General features: G+C 64.4%; 17 protein-coding genes and 1 riboswitch. Of the genes, 8 read left to right on the top strand and 9 right to left on the bottom strand.

All coding sequences use genetic code 11. From position 1 onward, the window contains the following. The first annotated feature begins 4 nt into the window (after positions 1–4). Positions 5–874, top strand: coding sequence for a sugar phosphate isomerase/epimerase family protein (locus ACFVSJ_RS16305; protein WP_387437973.1), 870 nt, complete (start codon positions 5–7; stop codon positions 872–874). A gap of 57 nt (positions 875–931) precedes the next feature. On the opposite strand, the gene iolB is transcribed toward ACFVSJ_RS16305, so the two are convergent. Together iolB and ACFVSJ_RS16295 are read right to left on the bottom strand one after the other, a co-directional pair. After that, the gene (gene iolB / locus ACFVSJ_RS16300) at positions 932–1,825 is read right to left on the bottom strand and encodes a 5-deoxy-glucuronate isomerase (protein ID WP_387437972.1); all 894 of its coding nucleotides are present in this window, start codon (positions 1,823–1,825) and stop codon (positions 932–934) included. A gap of 16 nt (positions 1,826–1,841) precedes the next feature. Next, positions 1,842–2,582 carry a GntR family transcriptional regulator gene (locus tag ACFVSJ_RS16295; RefSeq protein WP_387437971.1) on the bottom strand — a complete coding sequence of 247 codons (741 nt, stop codon included), beginning with the start codon at positions 2,580–2,582 and terminating at the stop codon, positions 1,842–1,844. Positions 2,583–2,898: 316 nt separating this feature from the next. On the opposite strand from ACFVSJ_RS16295, the gene ACFVSJ_RS16290 reads away from it, so the two are divergent. The 4 genes from ACFVSJ_RS16290 (at position 2,899) to ACFVSJ_RS16275 (ending at position 6,964) form a co-directional block, all read left to right on the top strand. Next, complete coding sequence (locus ACFVSJ_RS16290; RefSeq protein ID WP_387437970.1) at positions 2,899–3,894, top strand: substrate-binding domain-containing protein; 996 nt, start codon at positions 2,899–2,901, stop codon at positions 3,892–3,894. A 65-nt stretch (positions 3,895–3,959) separates the two neighbouring features. Beyond that, the gene (locus tag ACFVSJ_RS16285) at positions 3,960–5,018 is read left to right on the top strand and encodes an ABC transporter permease (protein WP_387437969.1); all 1,059 of its coding nucleotides are present in this window, start codon (positions 3,960–3,962) and stop codon (positions 5,016–5,018) included. A 12-nt stretch (positions 5,019–5,030) separates the two neighbouring features. Then, on the top strand, positions 5,031–5,945 hold the full coding sequence (locus ACFVSJ_RS16280) for an ATP-binding cassette domain-containing protein (RefSeq protein ID WP_387437967.1): 915 nt from the start codon (positions 5,031–5,033) through the stop codon (positions 5,943–5,945). Further along, complete coding sequence (locus tag ACFVSJ_RS16275) at positions 5,942–6,964, top strand: Gfo/Idh/MocA family oxidoreductase (protein WP_387437965.1); 1,023 nt, start codon at positions 5,942–5,944, stop codon at positions 6,962–6,964. The genes ACFVSJ_RS16280 and ACFVSJ_RS16275 overlap by 4 nt, the downstream gene beginning before the upstream one ends. 280 nt (positions 6,965–7,244) lie before the next feature. On the opposite strand, the gene ACFVSJ_RS16270 is transcribed toward ACFVSJ_RS16275, so the two are convergent. Together ACFVSJ_RS16270 and ACFVSJ_RS16265 are read right to left on the bottom strand one after the other, a co-directional pair. Further along, the gene (locus ACFVSJ_RS16270) at positions 7,245–10,142 is read right to left on the bottom strand and encodes a chitobiase/beta-hexosaminidase C-terminal domain-containing protein (protein ID WP_387437964.1); all 2,898 of its coding nucleotides are present in this window, start codon (positions 10,140–10,142) and stop codon (positions 7,245–7,247) included. 126 nt (positions 10,143–10,268) lie between these two features. After that, the gene (locus ACFVSJ_RS16265) at positions 10,269–11,033 is read right to left on the bottom strand and encodes a gamma-glutamyl-gamma-aminobutyrate hydrolase family protein (RefSeq protein WP_387437963.1); all 765 of its coding nucleotides are present in this window, start codon (positions 11,031–11,033) and stop codon (positions 10,269–10,271) included. A 72-nt stretch (positions 11,034–11,105) separates the two neighbouring features. Between ACFVSJ_RS16265 and ACFVSJ_RS16260 the strand changes: the two genes are divergently transcribed. Then, on the top strand, positions 11,106–12,266 hold the full coding sequence (locus tag ACFVSJ_RS16260) for an LOG family protein (RefSeq protein ID WP_387437961.1): 1,161 nt from the start codon (positions 11,106–11,108) through the stop codon (positions 12,264–12,266). Here the strand turns inward: ACFVSJ_RS16260 and ACFVSJ_RS16255 are convergent. The 3 genes from ACFVSJ_RS16255 to ACFVSJ_RS16245 form a co-directional block, all read right to left on the bottom strand. Continuing rightward, positions 12,263–12,949, bottom strand: coding sequence for a matrixin family metalloprotease (locus tag ACFVSJ_RS16255; protein WP_387437960.1), 687 nt, complete (start codon positions 12,947–12,949; stop codon positions 12,263–12,265). The genes ACFVSJ_RS16260 and ACFVSJ_RS16255 overlap by 4 nt on opposite strands. Positions 12,950–13,304: 355 nt before the next feature. Continuing rightward, the gene (locus ACFVSJ_RS16250) at positions 13,305–14,141 is read right to left on the bottom strand and encodes a matrixin family metalloprotease (RefSeq protein WP_387438121.1); all 837 of its coding nucleotides are present in this window, start codon (positions 14,139–14,141) and stop codon (positions 13,305–13,307) included. 152 nt (positions 14,142–14,293) lie between these two features. After that, on the bottom strand, positions 14,294–15,448 hold the full coding sequence (locus ACFVSJ_RS16245; RefSeq protein WP_387437959.1) for a VIT1/CCC1 transporter family protein: 1,155 nt from the start codon (positions 15,446–15,448) through the stop codon (positions 14,294–14,296). A gap of 268 nt (positions 15,449–15,716) precedes the next feature. Here ACFVSJ_RS16245 and ACFVSJ_RS16240 point away from each other — a divergent pair, with 268 nt between their 5' ends. After that, positions 15,717–15,908, top strand: a complete 192-nt coding sequence (locus ACFVSJ_RS16240) for a hypothetical protein (RefSeq protein ID WP_387437958.1) — start codon at positions 15,717–15,719, stop codon at positions 15,906–15,908. Here the strand turns inward: ACFVSJ_RS16240 and ACFVSJ_RS16235 are convergent. Both ACFVSJ_RS16235 and ACFVSJ_RS16230 read right to left on the bottom strand, forming a co-directional pair. Further along, positions 15,905–16,198 (bottom strand): hypothetical protein, encoded by a 294-nt coding sequence (locus ACFVSJ_RS16235; RefSeq protein WP_387437957.1) that lies wholly within the window; start codon positions 16,196–16,198, stop codon positions 15,905–15,907. The two genes, ACFVSJ_RS16240 and ACFVSJ_RS16235, sit on opposite strands and share 4 nt — an antisense overlap. A gap of 15 nt (positions 16,199–16,213) precedes the next feature. Next, positions 16,214–16,333: riboswitch (SAM riboswitch) on the bottom strand. A gap of 189 nt (positions 16,334–16,522) precedes the next feature. Then, positions 16,523–18,040, bottom strand: coding sequence for a sodium:solute symporter (locus ACFVSJ_RS16230; RefSeq protein WP_387437955.1), 1,518 nt, complete (start codon positions 18,038–18,040; stop codon positions 16,523–16,525). A 271-nt stretch (positions 18,041–18,311) separates the two neighbouring features. Between ACFVSJ_RS16230 and ACFVSJ_RS16225 the strand changes: the two genes are divergently transcribed. Beyond that, positions 18,312–18,887 carry a helix-turn-helix domain-containing protein gene (locus tag ACFVSJ_RS16225; protein WP_018777077.1) on the top strand — a complete coding sequence of 192 codons (576 nt, stop codon included), beginning with the start codon at positions 18,312–18,314 and terminating at the stop codon, positions 18,885–18,887. Positions 18,888–18,891: the final 4 nt, after the last annotated feature.

Below are 18,891 nucleotides of genomic sequence, written 5' to 3'. Positions count from 1 at the left end.
GACCATGAAGATCGCCCTGGATCCCACACCCTTCCATCACAGCCACAGCCTGCTGGAATTCCCGCGCGTTGCGGCCGAGCTCGGCTACAAGTACCTGCAGATGACCCCGCACGCGGACCTCATCCCGTTCTTCAACCACCCCAAAGCCGACGACGAACTCGTGGGCAAGCTGAAAGCGGCATGCAAGGATGCCGGCGTCGAAATCGCCTCGGTGCTGCCCGTGCTGCGCTGGTCGGGCCCGGACGAGGACGCCCGCGAAGCCGCTGTCCGGTACTGGAAGCGCGCCATCCAGATCGCGGTGGACCTTGGCGTGCAGACCATGAACACCGAGTTCAGCGGCCGCCCCGAAAAGGCCGAGGAATCCGAGCGGGCCTTCTACCGTTCCATGGAGGAGCTCGTGCCGATCATCGAGCGCGAGGGCCTTGACGTGCTGATCGACCCGCACCCCGACGACTTCGTGGAAGATGGCCTGGCCGCGCTGCGTGTGATCCGTGGCGTGAACTCCCCGAACATCGGCATGGTCTACGTTGCCTCGCACACCTTCCACATGGGCAACAAGCCGCTGGAGATCATGCGGGCGGCCGGTGACAAGCTTCGCCTGGTCCACGTTTCCGACACGATGAACCACCACGCTTCCCACGGCCTGCGTTACATCACCAACCCGCCCGGCAATGCCGTACGCGTCCACCAGCACCTGAAGATCGGCGACGGCGACGTCAACTGGGACGAGTTCTTCGGCGGCCTTAAGGAGATCGGCTTCCTGGACAAGGAGAACACCGTGATGGTCTCCAGCGTCTTCGCCGAGGACGAGAATGCTGAGGACGTGTCCCGCTACCAGCTCAAGACGATGACGGACTACATCGCCCAGGCCTAGTAGCCGACACGATAAGAAAGCCCCTGCGAATCGCAGGGGCTTTCTTTGTGTTCGGAATCAGGCAGTGAACGGGAGCCTGGAATCTACGTCCTGGCCTTCCCAGGTCTGGCGGATCCATCCGTGGTGGGGGTCGTCGCTGATGAGCCAGTCGCGGACGCGTCCGGGGCCGGCCATGACGTTGAGGTAGTAGAGGTCGTAACCGGGGGCTGCCATGGCGGGGCCGTGCCAGCCGTAGGGGACCAAGACCACGTCTCCGGTGCGGACTTCTGCGGAGACGTCGATGGGACGTTCGTCGGAGGCGTAGACGCGGGCGTGGCCGAACGCGTCGGCGTTTTCCGGAGCCGGTGAGCCGGGGGCCACGCGGGTTTCGAAGTAGTAGATTTCCTCGAGGCTGGTTTCGCCTTCTTTTTCCTCGTCGTGCTTGTGCGGAGGGTAGGAGGACCAGTTGCCGGCGGGGGTGATGACTTCGCAGACAATGAAGCGGTCGGCTTCCAGGGCTGCCGGGGTGCCGAAGTTGTGCACCTGGCGGGAGCAGTTGCCTGCGCCGCGCAGTTCCACGGGGGTCTCGGCGGCGGTGACCAGCCTGGTGGGGTACGCGGCTTTGGCGGGGGCGGTCGCGACGGCGACCCGGCCGCCGTCGTTCGAACTGATGGTGACCGCTTTGTCGATACCGGTGTAGAGGACGTCGCTGGGGCCGTGGAAAACGGACTGCCGGCCAGCGAGGCTGTACGCCTCGCCGTCGACCGTTACCGTGAAGGAGCCGCTCAGCGGCACCACGATGCGCTCTTCGGCGGCGGCGGAAAGTTCGACGGCGGCACCCGGGGCGAGCGTTGCGGCCTTGAATCCCGTATGGGCCCAGCCGTCAACCGCGAGGCTCGAATCGGAGGTGCCGAGGGAGACGTCCCACTTGCCGTCGGAGGCGGTTCCCAGCGGGTATACCCAGTTGGCCATAAGTTAAGTCCTTGCGTTAGCGCTGTACGAGGGTCATTTCAAAGCTGTAGGAATCGGCGCGGTAGACGTGGTGGCCGGTTTCGACCATACGTCCGGTGTCGTCCACTGCGGTGCGTTCCATGGTGACCAGGGCCGATCCCACCTCGGCCTCGAGGAGGGGAGCCTGGTAGTCGTTGGCGATCATGGCGCCGATCCGCTGCGAGGCGAGGCGGAAGTTAACGCCGCCGCGCCGCAGGATGGCGTAGAGGCCTTCGCTGGAGAGCTGTGCCTCGTCCATGCTGGTGATGTCGTCGCGGACCCAGTTCTCCATGAGGGCCAAAGGCTTGCCACCTACTTTGCGCAGGCGCGTGAAGTGGTAGACCTTCGATCCGGCGGGGAGCTGCAGGGCCGCGAGCGTGGCAGCGTCTGCCTCCACGTGGGAGAAGCTCAGGACGTCGGTGGTCGGTTTCTTGCCGTTGTTGCTGAGGTCGTCGAAGAGGCTGGAGAGCTCCAGTGGCCGCCGGACCTGGCTTGCCACGACCTGCGTGCCCACGCCGCGTTTGCGGACCAGGAGGCCCGCGCGGACCAACTCATCCATGGCTTTGCGCATGGTGGGACGCGACAGGTTGAGCTGTGCCGCGAGGTCGATCTCGTTGTCGAGGCGGCTGCCCGGTTCCAGGAGGCCGCTGTGGATGGCGGCCTCGATGCCCTGGACCACTTGGTGGTAGAGAGGCACTGGGGACGAACGATCGATGCTGAGGCTGAGTTGGTTCGCCACTGGTTTCTCCTAGACGGCTGCGAAAGGCCGACCGGGGAGCAGGGTCTCGGCTCCTCTGCCGGATGGATGAGTTTGTCCGCTCATGTTCTCTTGATAGGACATACTGCCTTTTTTGATCATAGCAGCCGGGTTGCGGCCGTCAAGGAAAGGGGCGCGTCTGGGTGTGGGGCGCCGTCATTAAGAAGCATTTACGTAAAAACATCCTAATGTCAGGACAAAGTGTTGACAAAGTGTGAGGTCAGTCACCATGATCTGAGTAGTGGCTGATCCGGATACGAGTCTCCGGACACCCAAGCTGACATCAAAGGAGATAACGGTGGCAAAATTCTCGTGGCGCAAAGCGGCACTCGCCGCAGCAGTGGTTCCCCTGATAGCACTGAGCGCCTGTTCGAGCCAGGGTGGAAAGCCCGCAGACAGCGGCGGCGGTGCCGCGGCCGGCCAGGCAGCCTCCACGGACCGCATCAAGGTCGCCCTGATTACCCACGCCGCGGCAGGCGACACCTTCTGGGACATCGTCCGCAAGGGTGCGGAGGAGGCTTCCTCGAAGGACAACGTTGAACTCCTGTACACGTCCGACCCCGAAGCAGGCCGCCAGGCCCAGTTGGTCCAGCAGGCCATCGACCAGAAGGTGGACGGCATCGCCGTGACCATCGCAACCCCGGACGCCCTCAAGGATGTACTGAAGAAGGCCACGGACGCAGGCATCCCAGTGGTAAGCCTCAACGCAGGCGAATCCGTCTCGGCAAAGCTCGGCGCGTTCACCCACTTCGGTTCCAACGAACAACTCGCCGGTGAGGCAGTCGGCACCAGGCTCGCGGCCGAAGGCTACAAGCACCCCGTCTGTGTGATCCAGCAGCAAGGCCACGTGGGCCTCGAAGCCCGCTGTGCCGGTGTGAAGGCCAAGGTTCCCGCAACCGAAATCCTCTACGTTGACGGCAAGGACATGACCGCCGTGCAGTCCACCGCAACGGCCAAGCTCCAGGCCTCCAAGGACGCCGACGTCATCATCGGCCTCGGTGCGCCCATCACGCTCACCCTCCTGAAGTCGGTATCCGATGCCGGCAGCTCGGCCAAGGTGGCCAGCTTCGACCTCAACGCCGAACTCGCCCAGAAAATCGTCGATGGCAACGTGATCTTCACCGTCGACCAGCAGCCGTGGCTCCAGGGCTACATGTCCGTTGACGCCCTGTGGCAGGCCAAGCGCGGCGGCTTCAAGATCGGTGGCGGCCAGCCCGTCCTGACCGGACCCACCATCGTGGACAAGTCCAACGCTTCCGACGTCCTCAAGTTCGCCCAGCAGGGCGTCCGCTAGAACCAGGAATCCGGCTGCGCGGCGGTCGCCCCGCCGCGCAGCCAGACCAACAAGGAGTCATTCCTATGGCAAACACAGCAACCCTGCCACCGGCACCGGCTTCGGCGCCCGGTGATGAACGGGTCGGACGCCGCAATCCGTTCCAGAAGTTCCTGGCCCGTCCTGAAGTCGGCGCCCTCGTCGGAGCCGTCGTCCTCTTCATTTTCTTCGCATCGGTCTCCCAGACGTTCACGCAGCCGAACGCCCTTGCCACGGTCCTGTACGGTTCCTCGACGATCGGAATCATGGCCGTTGGAGTGTCGCTGCTGATGATCGGTGGCGAGTTCGACCTCTCCACCGGTGTTGCGGTCATCTCCTCCGCATTGACGGCCTCGTTGTTCAGCTGGTACTTCTCCATGAACGCATGGGTTGGCGTGGCGTTGGCTTTGGTCGTCTCCCTGGGCATCGGCTTCATCAACGGGTGGATCCTGGTCAAGACCAAGCTGCCCAGCTTCATCGTCACCCTTGCCACGTTCCTCATGCTGACCGGCCTGAACCTGGCACTGACCCGGCTTATCGGCGGCTCTGTTTCGTCGCCGTCGATCTCCAAACTGGACGGCTTCGACTCCGCCCGCGCGGTCTTTGCCTCCTCCATCAGGATCGGCGGCGTGGAAGTAAAGATCACGGTCTTCTTCTGGATCGTCCTGGTCTTGATTGCTTCCTGGGTGCTCCTGCGGACCCGGATCGGTAACTGGATCTTCGCGGTCGGTGGCGACGCCAACGCTGCCCGCGCCGTGGGTGTCCCGGTGACCAAGACCAAGATCGGCCTGTTCATGGCTGTTGGTTTCTGCGGCTGGATCCTGGGCATGCACAATTTGTTCGCCTTCGACGCCGTGCAGTCCGGCGAAGGCGTGGGCAACGAGTTCCTCTACATCATCGCCGCAGTGATCGGTGGCTGCCTCCTGACCGGTGGCTACGGCTCGGCTGTCGGTGGGGCGATCGGTGCCTTCATCTTTGGCATGGCCAACAAGGGCATAGTCTACGCACAATGGAATCCGGACTGGTTCAAGTTCTTCCTGGGCTTGATGCTGCTGCTGGCCACCATCGTCAACCTCATCGTCAAACGCCGGGCAGAGCTGAAGTAAGGGGCCGGACCAATGAATGCACAACAGATCGACCAGCAAACCCTGCTGAAAGACGAGAAGGACCCCTTGACCCACACGCCCGTGCACCTGCTTTCCCTCGAAGCCGTGGGCAAGCACTACGGCAACATCATCGCCCTGCGGGACGTAACGATGGCCGTGGACAACGGCCGTGTCACGTGCGTCCTGGGTGACAACGGCGCCGGCAAGTCAACGCTGATCAAGATCATCGCCGGCCTGCACCAGCACGATGAGGGTTCGTTCAAGATCATGGGCGAGGACCGCAAGCTCGGCTCACCCCGTGAGGCGCTCGACGCCGGCATCGCGGCGGTGTACCAGGATCTCGCCGTCGTCTCGCTCATGCCGATTTGGCGGAACTTCTTCCTCGGCTCCGAACTCACCACCGGGGTGGGCCCGTTCCGCCGGATGGATGTCCAGAAGATGAAGGACATCACTAAGAAGGAACTCGCGGACATGGGCATCGACCTGCGCGACGTGGAGCAGCCCATCGGGCAGCTCTCCGGCGGTGAACGCCAGTGTGTGGCAATCGCCCGCGCCGTGTACTTCGGCGCGAAGGTCCTGATCCTCGACGAACCCACCGCCGCGCTGGGAGTCAAGCAGTCCGGCGTCGTACTCCGCTACATCCTGCAGGCCCGCGACCGCGGCCTCGGCGTCATCTTCATCACCCACAACCCCCACCACGCGTTCCCCGTCGGTGACCGGTTCCTGCTGCTCAAGCGCGGTAAGTCCATCGGTTACTACGAGAAGAAGGACATCACCCTCGAGGAACTCACCGCCCAAATGGCAGGCGGCGCCGAACTGGCCGAACTCGCCCACGAGCTCGAACAACTCGGCGGACACACTGAAGCCCTCAACGAGGTCAAAGCCGAAGTAGCCGACGTGGCAGAAGCCGCCCCGGAGAAACCATGAAGGAAGTAACGCTCGGCCTGGTAGGTGTGGGCCGGATCGGCGTCATGCACGCCAGGAACATCAGCGCATTGAACGAGGTCCTCAACCCTGACGGCGTGCAGCTTCGGCTCAAGCTGACGGACGTCGCCGAGGAGCATGCCCGCTCGGTTGCCGCGGATTTCGGGGCGGAGTTCCTGGCCACGGTGGAGGAACTGATTGCCTCCGGCATCGACGGCCTGGTCATCGCAACCGGGACGGCCACGCATCCGGATCTGATCCGTGCCGGCGTGGACGCGGGGATCCCGGTGTTCTGCGAGAAGCCCGTGGCTGTCAATGTGGCCGAGTCCTTGCCGGTGCTCGAGTACATCCGGGAGAAGGGCGGTACGGTTCAGATCGGCCACCAGCGCCGCTTCGACGCGGGCTACCTGGAAGCCAAGCGGGCCTACGACGCCGGCGAGCTCGGGTGGATCCACTCATTGCGCGCCGTCACCTGCGATATGACCCCGCCACCCGTGGAGTTCCTCGCCACATCCGGCGGTTTGTTCCGGGATTGCTCCGTCCACGATTTCGATATCCTCCGCTGGCTGACCGGCAAGGAAATCGTTGAGGTCTACGCCAAGGGTTCCAACAACGGCGACCCGGCCATCGGCGAGGTTGGCGACGTCGATACCGCTTTGGCAGTGGTGACGTTCGACGACGGCACGGTAGGAACGGTCTCGGCCAGCCGTTACAACGGTGCCGGCCATGATGTCCGGCTGGAACTCCAGGGTTCGGAGGGTTCCATCCTGGTGGGCATGGACCATCAGATGGCCGTCCGTTCCGCCGAACTGGGGATCGCGTTTCCTGCCGGCGCGGCGCACAAGACCTTCGCTGAGCGCTTTCACCAGGCCTACCGTTCGGAGGTGGCCGCGTTCGTGGAAGTGATCCTGGGACAGCGGAAGAACCCGTGCACTCCGGAAGATGCGGTGGCTGCCTCGCGCGTGGCGGACGCAGCCCAGGAGTCACTCGAAACGGGCGTCCCCGTCAAAGTAACCCCCTGACGCTCTCTCACGAAACCGCACCTTCACCCTGACGCTCTCTCACCAAACCGCACCTTCAACCCGATGCTCTATCACCTGCCGTCCCGCACGACGGCGGCACCCGCGCGAGTGCCGCCGTCGGCCGTCGTGGCGGTGAGAGAGCGTTGGCCGGAAGGGGTGGTTTGGTGAGAGAGGGTCGGTGGGAAGGGGTGGTTTGGTGAGAGAGCGTTGGACGTGGCTGACGCGGGCCGGATGAGTCTGGGGGAAAACTCCGACCCGCGCCAGGTTCATAGGGGGTTGCTCAGGCGATGACCTTCATCCCCTGCCAACCCGTGCCCAGGCTGATCGGCGGCACGTTTCCCAGAGTTCCGCCTCCCGATCCGGGGTAGAGCCACAAGTTGTCTCCTATGCGGCCCAGGACGTCGTTCTTGCCGTCGCCATCAAGGTCCCGGGGACCGGCGAGTGCAGTGCGGGTACTCCAACCCGTCGCGATCTGGTTCCACTGCAGCCAGCCACCGGAGCCATTGCCCGGATACAGCCATAATGCGCCTGTATCCGTGCGCCGCGCCAGTACGTCTGCCTTGCCGTCGCCGTTGAAATCGCCGGTGCTGAAGATGGCATTCATGATGCCCCAGCCGGTGCCAACGGTGTACGGCGTGCGCTGCCCGCCGGTTCCGTTTCCCTCGTACAGCCGGAGCTCGCCGTTGCTGCGCCGCCCCATGAAGTCAGGGATTCCGTCGCCGCTGAAATCGCCGGGGGAGAAGAGCTGGGTCATGGTGCTCCAGCCAGTGCTCACTTGTACCCGCGCCCCGAAACTGCCTGCCCCGTCGCCTGGGTAGAAGTACAGGATGTCGCCGGAACGGGCCAGCAGGTCATTCTTGCCGTCCCTGTTGAAGTCCCCTGGCGTGATGGTGTCCGTGATGGAGGACCATGCGGGAGCTGCGAGGGACAGTTGCCGTGGCAGCAACCCGCCGGAACCGTTGCCTGGGTACAGGTAGAGGTTGCCTGCCGTATCGGCCGCCAGGACGTCGGCGCGTCCGTCGCCGTTGAAGTCATGGGCCGACGGCGGTCCGGCTGCGGGAACCGTGTAGGTCTGGGTTCCCACGGCCGAGGTGTTTCCAGCCGTGTCCACCCCGATGTATTTGAGCGTCAGCGTGGAGCTGCCCATGACGATCGGCGTCGTGTATTTGGTGCTTGACGCCGTGGGAGTGCTGCCATCGGTGGTGTAGTAGATGCTGCCCGGCTCATTGGCGCTGAGAGAAATGGTGGCGCCGCTGGCCAGGGCACGGCCGGTGGGGCTGGCCGAGACCACGGGAGCCGTGGTGTCCGGCGGCACCGTGTACGTCTGGGTGGCGACGTCGGAGGTATTGCCCGCCGTGTCCTTGGCGAAGTACTTCAGCGTCATGGGACCGGGTCCGCTGAAGGTGATGGGTGCACTGTAGACGAGGCCTGCGGTCAGCGGATCCGTGCCGTCGGTGGTGTACCGGATCTCGGCGGGCTCGTTGGCCGTCAAGGCGATCTTTGTCCCCGCGGCATAGGCGCCACCGGCCGGGTTCGCCGTCACTACGGGCTTGGTGACATCAGGCCCGGTGGAGTAGGTCTGGGTGGCCACGGCGGACGAGTTGTTCGAACCATCCACCGCGAAGTACTTCAGCGTCATTGCCCCGTTAAGGGTGATCGGCGCTGTGTACTTCGGGCTTGCCGTGGTGGGCGTGCTGCCGTCCACCGTGTAGTAGATGGTTGCGGTCTCGTTGGCTGCGAGCGTGATGGCCTGGCCTGCGGTGTACGTTCCGCCCGGTGGTGTTGCGGTGACCACGGGGGCTACAGTATCCGCCGCCAGGTAGGCCTCGAACTCCGCGAGCCCGGCATTGGTGGTGCTGGCGCTGACCGAAGTGATGTTGAAGCGCACTGAGCTCACGGTCTTGGCAGGGAAATTGACTGTCAGCCCGGAGCCGTTGTTTGGCAGTGCCGGAACTGCAACTGTGCTTCCGTCGGAAAACAGCAGGTTGCCGCCTGTGACTTGGTCACTGAGGATCGGACGGTCCGCCAGGGTCACGGAATTGATGGTGCGGGTGGGGGAGAAGTTGTACTGGATCCAGCTGCCTGCTTTCTCGCCGGCCGTAACCCATTCGCGGGAAGCGTCCATGGGCGCTCCCCAGAAATAGCCGTCGCGTGCCTTTTCCGGGCTCTGCGCAGCAGCCTTCTGCGATGACGCTGTAACAGTGGCTCCCGTTGATTTGGCAGCGTTTCCTACCCACTCAATGGCTGTGACATATTGGCGTTTGAGCCACTCATCGTACGGTGAATCCGGGCAGCCCTCGCCTGGGCTGCTGCAGATGTACATATCGAAATCGGCGAACCGCACGAAGGTATCCACCTTGGCCGTCAGCTCAGCACCTGTCACGTTCTGCGGGTACTCGTCGATCACGTACGCGTCATAGGCGATGGACGTGTGCGGCCCGGTGTAGCTACGGGTAGCCAGTTGGGCGAACTTGGCTGTGGCCCAGTGGTCGCTGTGGTCGTAGGGGCTGTTGAAGTTTCCGGTCCAGTCCTGCGTGCGGAAGGTGGTGGGCTGGAAGTTGGCCACCAAACGGTTCAGGGCGTTCTGGAACTGCGTCTTGGTGAACGTCGCCGCGTTGTCCACGGGCCGGATGGAGGAAAGCCGCCCGTCCCAGAGCTTGAGGATGCTCTGGTCGTTGTAGGCAGCGCTGCCGTCGCCATTAGGGAAACCATCGGGGAGCCGCATGAACACCACGGAGATGTTGGGTGCGCCGTTGAGGGTCTGCATGGTCAGCGGCCTGTTGGGGACACCGGCGTCGGAGGTGGTCCAGGAGTCCGCGACACCGGCCATCTTGGAGTAGCTGGCCCGGATGCCGGCCTCCAGGCCGCGCCAGTACGACGCACCTTCTCCGGCTTCTCCGGCAGTGGTGAAGACAGTCTGCACGCAGCGCTTGGCCTGGATGTCCCGCATGAAGTCCGGGCTGAGGAACAGCAGGTCGTCATCGGTGTGGGCCACGATCTGCATGGCACCGCCGGTTCCTGCGCAGGGTGGCACAGCCGCGGCGGCAGGTGCGGCGCCGGCCAGCACCAGCCCGCCGAAAGCCAGAACTGGAGCCAGCAGGAAACCGAGGATTCTGCGGGTGCGGGAAGAGGAACCGTTCGGATGACTTAGGGGCTTGGCGGGATTTGGACGGACCACAACAATGCTCCTTTGAGCAGACGTTGGGCCCCCCAGCCGGCTAACTTAAGACGCCCTTGCGACGTCATTCGAATGAAATTATGCACTCCACGGTCCCAAAAAGTAAGGGCCCTGATGCAGTGAGCGTTACTGTACTCCTCCGGACCTGTCCTGGGTAGCTTTCCGGCACACTTCCACGAAGGCGCTGAAGGGCCGTAGGCGCTCGGCATCGGGAAGTTGCGAGGCCTCGGGATGCCACTGCACGGATGTCACCCACCGGGTGGGGTCTTCCAGCGCTTCGATGGTGCCGTCGTCGGCGATTGCCGTGACCACCAGGCCGTCTCCCACGGCAGCCACGGCCTGGTGGTGGCCGGAGGCGATCTTCACCGTGCTGCCTTCGGTGGAGCCATAGAGTGCGGCGGTCCGGGAGCCCGCCGCCAGCACCACCTCATGCCAGGCCCATTCGCTGGCCGCAGCGTCATCCGGGTCCAGGCCGCTGTGCACCACTGTGGACGGAAGCATGTCCTGGATGAGCGTCCCGCCGTAGAGCACGTTGAGGAGTTGGTGCCCGCGGCAAATGCCCAACAGCGGCAGCCCGGCGTCGAGCGTCGCACGGGCGACGGCCAAGTCCAGCGCGTCCTGCCCGGGGTTGACGTCGTACACGGCCTCCACCGGTTCCTGACCGTACAGCCGTGGGTCAAGGTCGCCGCCGCCCGGCAGGAGTACTCCGTCCAGCGTGGCGAGTTCGGTTCCCAACACGGATTCCGGGGTCAGCAACACCGGCTCGGCGCCGGCCTCGCGAAGCAACTCCACAATGAACACGAACAGTTCATTGGCCTCGCCCACCCGGGCGTCGGGGGCGTCGGAACTGCTGAGGCGGACGGGTACGCCAATCCGGGGACTGTTGGTCATGCTTCATGATGCACGGATGCTGTCCCGGGCCCCAAACGGCTGTGTAACCTTCCGGCCAACTAGTCTGAAGCCATGAATCCATCCGGCGCCTTGAACCCCAGCCCGCGGACCCTCGACGTCGAAAGCGTGGTTCACTTCGACAGGCTGGTTGGCGCCGGGGCGGCCTCCATGCATGGCTGGCACGCGCAGTCCCTGGACCTGCGCGGACGCTCGCGGGAACTGCTCTCGCTCAATCCGCAAGGCGCCATTTTCCTGGGGTGCACTTTTGACGACGGCGTGGAGGACACCTTGCGCAGCCGGGGTGCCTTGATCTTCCCCAAACTCAGGGGAGTGCCGTTCAACCCCTACCGCGGCAGCCTCTACACGGCGCAGGAGCTGTACCAGGACATCTCCGCCACGGAGTACGAGTCCACCCTGGATGCCAAGGTCTACCAATGGAGCATCCTGCCCGGCCAACGGTCCAGCCTCGACGCAACGCTCGCCGCGGCCCTGCACGACCACGCCATCGGAGATGCCCTGGACGAAGCCCTCCATAACGGCGCCTTCTCGGGGTCCAAACTGGTGGGCGTCATGGGCGGCCACGCGGCCCAGCGCGGCAGCCGGGAATTCGCCGACGCGGCCAGACTGGGACGCCTCCTCGCGCAGGCCGGTCTCACCGTCGCCACCGGCGGTGGTCCCGGTGCCATGGAGGCGGCCAACATGGGTGCGTACCTCAGCGGAACGCACGACGACGACTTCCGCGCTGCGCTGGAGACGCTCGCCGGCGTACCGGGGTTCCGGCCGTCGGTGACGGCTTGGGCGCGCCAGGCCGCCGTCGTCGTCGAACATCATCCGGAAGGGACCGCCACACTGGGGATTCCCACGTGGTTCTACGGTCATGAGCCACCCAACCTGTTCGCCACGCACATCGCCAAGTACTTCGCGAACGCCATCAGGGAGGCCATCCTGCTGGAGCTGTGCAACGGCGGAATCGTCTTCCTCCCTGGCTCGGCTGGCACCGTGCAGGAGATCTTCCAGGATGCGTGCGAGAACTTCTATGGTGCACCCGAAACCATCACTCCCATGGTGCTGGTTGGCCATGAGCACTGGGAACGGACCTTCCCTGCCTGGCCCATGCTGCAAAGCCTGGCCGCGGGGAAGCCCATGGCGGAACGCATCTTCCTGGTGGACACCGTTGAGGAAGCAATGGACGTGGTAGTGGGAAGCTCCCGGCGCCCGGTTGGAAATGCCTAGAAGTCCTTGCTGCACGGACCCTGGCCAAGCTTGGCAAGGCCCGTGAGATCACCGGCAGCGTATTGCCGCACCCAGGAGGCTTGGTCGTACATGAGCTGGCGTGGGTCATCCACGTGGTCAAGGCCCAGGACGTGCCCCAACTCGTGCATGATCACGGCCACGCCGATCTCCCGGCCCTGGGACGAACCCATGATTCCGGCGAACTGGGGTGCGTCCAAGGACACCGAGCCGGTCACGTAAGCTTTGTAGCCGTTGCTCAGGCCGATCGACGAACTGCCACCCAACCCGACGGTCTGGCCGGTGAGGCGCGGGACCTGCTCGGGTGTGGTCCAGGCAATCAGGACCGGAACCCAGCGGTCACCGTACGTCTCCGGCTGGTAGCCGGCCCTGTTGGCGGTGGGAAGCTCCGAGGTAGGGCCGTCGTAGATGAAGTGGAGACCCGTCGCCAGGCTGGCTTGCCGGACAGCTTCCTCCACGAGGGGCTGCCAGGACGCGGGAGCCAGCGTGGAGTTCACCACGTAATGGATGGGACGGCAGGGAGAGTAAGCCACAGGCGTGCCGTCCGGCTTGACGGCCAGGAACTTGTAGGCCGTACTGGTCCGCAGCAGGGGCGCGGGCGTGCCCAGCGGAGCATCGGCTTCCTCCCGCCCCGGAACGGGGTCCTCACGTTGCCCGAACGGCAACACCCCCGGCCTCGGGGATTGGCTCTCTGTAGCGGCGGAACCCCACAACGGCTGAAGGTCTCCGCCGAAGTAGGCTCCTGCGCAGACCAGCCCCAAGACGCCGAAAAAGAAGAATATCGCAGCTACCGTCCGGTGCTTGATCTGTGGAGTCGGTTGCTGAAGGGGTCCCTGGGCGGGCGGGAGATGACGCGGCGGGGGATAGGGGTCTGGCCCTTGTGGCGACCCATCAGGTTCCATCGAACCCCCTGACGCGACGGCCCTAAACGCGCGGTGGGGCGCCGCCGTCGGCCGTTTGGGACAGCATAGGACCACGCCCGCCGGGAAGTCCATGGCCCGGCTCCAGCCAAAAAGGGGCTTAGATATCCTTGCGGCAGGGGGCAGAGGCCAGCAGGTGCAGGCCGGTCAGGTCACCGTCGGCCAAGCCATCGGGCGCGCCGATTTCCGGGTACATCAGCTGCACCGGGTCATCGACATGGTCCAGGCCCATCACGTGGCTCAGCTCATGCTGCATGACGGCCAGGACGTAGTCCGACCCGCCTTCCTCGGCCAGTAGCTCCGAGATTTGCGGTGTGTCCAACTCCAGGCTGCCCGTGATGTAGCTCTTTGGTCCCTTGTTCAGCGAGTACATGGTGCTTCCGCCGGTCCCGATCACCTTGTCCGCCAAGGCAGGCGCGGCCTCCGGGGTGGTCCAGGAAATCAGCAGTGGCGCCCAGCGCTCGCCGTACTTTGCCGGCTGGTACGGTTCACGTTTTTCGGTGGGCAGTTCATCGGTGGTGCCGTCATTGACGAATGTGATTCCGGTTGCGGCGGAGACGTTGGAGAGCGCGGTCTGGAGCAGCTCGTCCGTGCCCGCGGGTGCCGCGGCATCATTCACGACGTAGTGCAGCGGACGGCAAGGGGAATAGCCAACCGGAGTGCCGTCGTCGTTCGTTGCCAGGAACTTGTAGGAATCATTGGTGACGGCAGGCGCCAGCGGTGAGGCGAGCGGGGCATCTGCCTCTTCCAGTCCGGGCGGGGGAGCATTGAGGGCCTTCGCCGGGTTGTGTGTGCCCTGCCCGTCAGGTTGCGCGTGGGGAAGCGGGAGCCCCGGGACCAAGGCAGTGATGCGGGGATCGCCATGCAGGAAACCGCTGACCAGGACCGCCACCACGGCAGCGACCACCGCCATGACCAAGCCGAGGAGCAACCGCAGTGCCTTGCCGGCACGGCGGGGTTCGCCCGCGTGCGACGCCCCAGGCTCGGTGTCCACGGTTCTCCATTCCTCAAGCCCCGTTCACGCCGGAAGCGCAGAGGACGCACCAACATTACGGGACGGGCCGTGCAGCGTCCATTCACATGTGTTGCTTAGACGATCACCGCGCCGAACAGGAGCCCCAGTCCGTAAGTGGCAGCTGCGGCACCGAGGCCGATGGCCAGCTGGCGGAGGCCACGGCTCAGCGGGGACGTTCCAGAGAGCAGACCGACGACGGCGCCCGTCGCCAGCAGCGCGACGCCCACCAAAGCGCCGGCAAGGATCAGCGCGTTCCAGCCGACCATGCCGAAAACGAACGGCAGGATGGGCACGATGGCACCCGAGGCGAAGAAGCAGAAACTGGACATCGCTGCGCCCCATGCCGAACCGACGGTTTCGTGCTCGTCGGCTACCTCTTCCTTTTCGGGTTGGAGGGACAGGCTTGGATCACAGTCGCAGCTGAAGAGCCCCAGGCGTTCTGCAGCGCGGTGTTCAGCTGCCTCCCGGGTCATGCCGCGGGCGAGGTAGACCAGGACGAGTTCGTTGTGTTCCACGTCCAGCGATGGCGCCGCGGCCAGCGTGGCCTGCGTGGGAAGGGTGGCGTTGAGCAGCTCCCGTTGTGACCGGACGGAGACGTACTCGCCGGCACCCATGGAGAGCGCACCCGCCAGGAGTCCGGCCACGCCACTCATCAGGACCACGGCGCTGGAAACACCCGTGGCGGCCATGCCCATGACCAGTGAGAGGTTGCTCACCAGGCCGTCGTTGGCGCCGAAAACGGCTGCGCGGAACGTACCGGACAACCTGTTGCGGCCGCGGGTTGCAAGGCCCCGGACAACTTCCTCGTGGATTTGTTCGTCGGCCACCATGGCCGGGGTTGCGTAGGGGTCCGTGCCGTAGGGGGAGCGCCCCTCAGCGCGTTGGGCAAGGGCCAGGACGAAGACTGAACCGAAATGCCGTGCCAGGAAACCAAGGAGCCGGCTGCGTGCGGAGGCTGCCTTGGGCATCCCTGCGTGTTCCCCGAGGAGCTTGAGCCAGTGGGCTTCGTGCCGGCCCTCAGCTTCGGCCAGGGCAAGGAGGATCTGGCGTTCCTCGCCGTCCCGGCGTTGCGCGAGTTCGCGGTAGACGGCAGCCTCGGCCCGTTCGTCCGCCAGGTACTGACGCCAGCGGCGGATGTCCGACTGCGTGGGCGTTCGAGGGATTTCTTCTTCGGGGCGGGAATCCGGAGCGGGGCTCGACGGACCATGGGATTCCTGGTGCTGTTGCACTGCTTCTCCTGTGCTCGGTGGGACGGTTACGGCCCCTTTGCACCGCCCACTGTACCGCTTATTTCCGCGGATTTTCGGCTGGTATTCCTCAACAGGAATGTTCGGCATGCCTTAATTCCGGCCCTTTTGGCACCGGAGCTCCGGCGCTGCGGAACCCTGCCTTGACCCCTCCCAAAGGCGGTGCTCAGATGGATAGACAGGGGCGGGGCATTTCCCGCATTTCGGTCAGTGGACCGCTTGGCGCGGCCCATGGGACGGAGGTTGAAACATGAGCACCGAATCACATCCGCACCACCCGGAACGGGCCACCATCGAATCGGATCCGGCCTACGACTACAACGAGGACCAGGAAGTGGATGAGGCCTGGACCGAGGACGACGAAGTGGCCGACGACGACGAACGCGTGGTGCCGCTCGACGGGCCCGAGGAAGAATTCCGCGGGGACGGCGACGAGCTTTAGGCCTCGTTGAGGGAGCGCAGACTGAATCGCCGTTCGCGCCCGGCGATACGTCCGACGGCGGCCACAGTCACCATCAGCGTCCGCGATGTGGAACACCACTGTGCGGTGCGGACGGACCGTGCCAACGCGTCTGCGAGGATCCTTGGCTCAGGATGGTGAAAGCTCAGTGCTTCGCCGCCAACAAACAAAGTCACCGCCCCTCCGACGAGGTCGACGGCGGGAATCACCGGAACAGTTTCGGCTGCGGTGAGGCTCGGGATCGGGAGGCCGGGTTCAGCTTGGTACGGCACGGACTTCTCCTTGGTGGAGTGCTCTTGCCCGCCCGGTTGTCTCTGGTCCGGTACGGGCCGCTTCCTCATCCGAACCACCCGTGAACATGGGGTTGGTGCGTGGCCAGTCGGAGCTTGGCGCCACATCTCTTGAAGCTGGGTCCTATCCTAAGCCCTTGCCGCTGCGGGCCCGCTCTGTTCCGTTGTGTGGCCCGCTCAACGCGCTTCGCGCCGGTTTTAGCACGCAGACCCGGCCCCGCAACGCGTGACTGGGGACGAAACAAACGGCGGCACCACCCGCGAAGGGTGATGCCGCCGTCGTGAATTGCTTTGGGTTGCAACCGCCTAGGCGGCAGGAGTGGTGAGTTCCTGGTCGGCCACCCGGGTTCCCGCAACACGGTCCGTCCAGGCTTTCATCACTGCGGGGTCGGTGGGCTTGCTGAACAGCGAGACCAGCACGTAGACCACAGCAGAGGCGATCAGGCCGTAGTAGATCGGTTCGTTGGCGTAGATTCCGTCCAACGGAGCCTTGGCATTGATCTCCAGGACGATCATGGTGCCGAGGGTCACTACCGAACCCACGGCCATGGATGCCGCTGCTGCCACACCCGTACCGCGCTTCCACACCAAGCCGCCAATGATGGCTACCAGGAGGCCGCCCACCAGGATGTCGTAGGCAATGGTCAGCGCGGCCACGACGTCCTTGGTGCTGATCGCGATGATGATCGCCACGATGCCGAGTCCCAGGACCCAGTAGCGGTTGGCCTTGACGTCGTGCTCCGGGTTCTCGGTGTCGTCGGTGTTGATGGTCTTGCCGAACCAGCTGGCCACGAACGGCACAACGTCTGCACGGGCAACCGTTGCCGCAGCGATCAGGGCGCCCGATGCGGTGGACATCATGGCTGCGACGGCTGCGGCCAGGACCAGGCCACCGATGCCGATCGGGAGCAAGTGCGTGGCAACTTCGGCGTATACGTCGTCCTTGGCCTTGATCTCAATGCCGGACAGGGCAACGCTTGCGGCCATGCCGATCAAGGCGCCGGCCAGACCGTAGAGGATGCAGTAGACGCCGGCCGTGGCACCGCCCCAGCGTGCAACCGTGGGGGTTTTGGCCGTGAAGACGCGCTGCCAGATGTCCTGGCCGATCAGCAGGCCGAGTGTGTAGACCACGAAGTAGGTGATGATCGTCTGGATTCCGATGCCATCGATCTGGAAGAAGCTGGCGTCGACGCGCTCGCGGATTCCATCCAGGCCACCAGCGGCATTCATGGCGAAGGGCAGCATGAGGAAGAAGATGCCCACCGTCTTGATGACGAACTGCACCTGGTCAGCCAGGGTGATTGACCACATCCCGCCGATGGTCGAGTACACGAGGACGATTGCGCCGCCGATGGCGATTGCCAGCCAGCGCTCCCAGCCGAAGAGGACCACGAAAATCGTTGCGTAGGCACCGGTGGAGGTGGCGCAGAGCATCAGCGTGTAGGCGAGCATGACGATGCCGGAAGTCTGGGTCGCCTTGCTGCCGTAGCGCAGGGTCAGCATCTGGGACACGGTGTAGATCTTGAGCTTCTGGATGGTTCCGGCAAACAGGAGGCTAAGCAGCAACACACCCGAACCGATGGCCACCACGAGCCACATGCCGGAGATACCGAATTTGTAGCCCAGGCCGACGCCGCCGACGGTGGATGCGCCACCCAGGACGACTGCGGCCATGGTGCCGGTGTAGAGGAACGGTCCCAGGCGGCGGCCGGCCACCAGGAAGTCGCTGTTGTTCTTGGTGCGGGACTTGCCCCACCAACCGAACGCCAGCATGGCAAGCAAATACACCACCACAATGGCGATGTTGATGAACGAAGAGTCCATGAGTGGCTCCTTGGAGCTGATGCACGGAGGTTGGGGTATTCGACGATACTCCTGCAGGGCGTCGAAGTCTCTGTGCTGACGAACGGAGGTTTGGACGTGTGTTGTGTGCCTCACAGACAACACTTGTTGCCTATGAGGATATGTTGTGATGGGAGTAACAGTCAAGGTGCTTTGGTCATGGTTCCGCGGATTCTGACTCTTTGCCGTTGCTGTCCGGCTACTATTGGCTCCAATGACAGGGCCTCACGGACGGGCCTGAAAGGTTTTGTGAATGAAGGCTCTACCCGTTGAACCCAGCAATGTTCCTGTTGCCATCGGTTCCAGAATCCGCGCAGCCCGGCAGGCGCAGCGGCTCACCATTGAGCAGGTTGCAGACGCTACGGGACTGACCAAGGGCTTCCTCAGCAGGGTGGAGCGGGACCTTACTTCACCATCGGTGGCCTCGCTCGTGACGCTGTGCCAAGTGCTCTCGGTGTCTGTCGGGGATCTCTTCGCGGCGCCGGAGACCCACCTGACCCGACGCGATGACGGGCCGCGCATTTCCCTGGGCGGCCAGGGCATTGTGGAGCGGCTGCTCACGGCGCGTTCCGAGCGAAGGCTCCAGATCCTGCAGGCGACCATTGAGCCCCGGGGGCGTGGCGAGAACGAGCTCTACGCGGTGGACTGCGACGTTGATGTGCTCCACGTGGTGAAGGGCAGGATCAAACTGATCCTGACCAATGAGGAGTACGACCTTGAGGAAGGGGACACGCTTTCCTTCCCGGGCCGCGAGCCCCATACCTGGATCAACCCCACCGATGAGACGGTCGAGGTGCTGTGGGTCCTGGTGCCCGCGGCGAGCCGGTAGTTTT

It is taken from the genome of Paenarthrobacter sp. NPDC058040 (assembly GCF_042885775.1).
Classification (GTDB): Bacteria; Actinomycetota; Actinomycetes; order Actinomycetales; family Micrococcaceae; genus Arthrobacter.
Note: the sequence above shows the minus strand (reverse complement) of the source record. Positions and strands in the feature narration are given on the sequence as shown.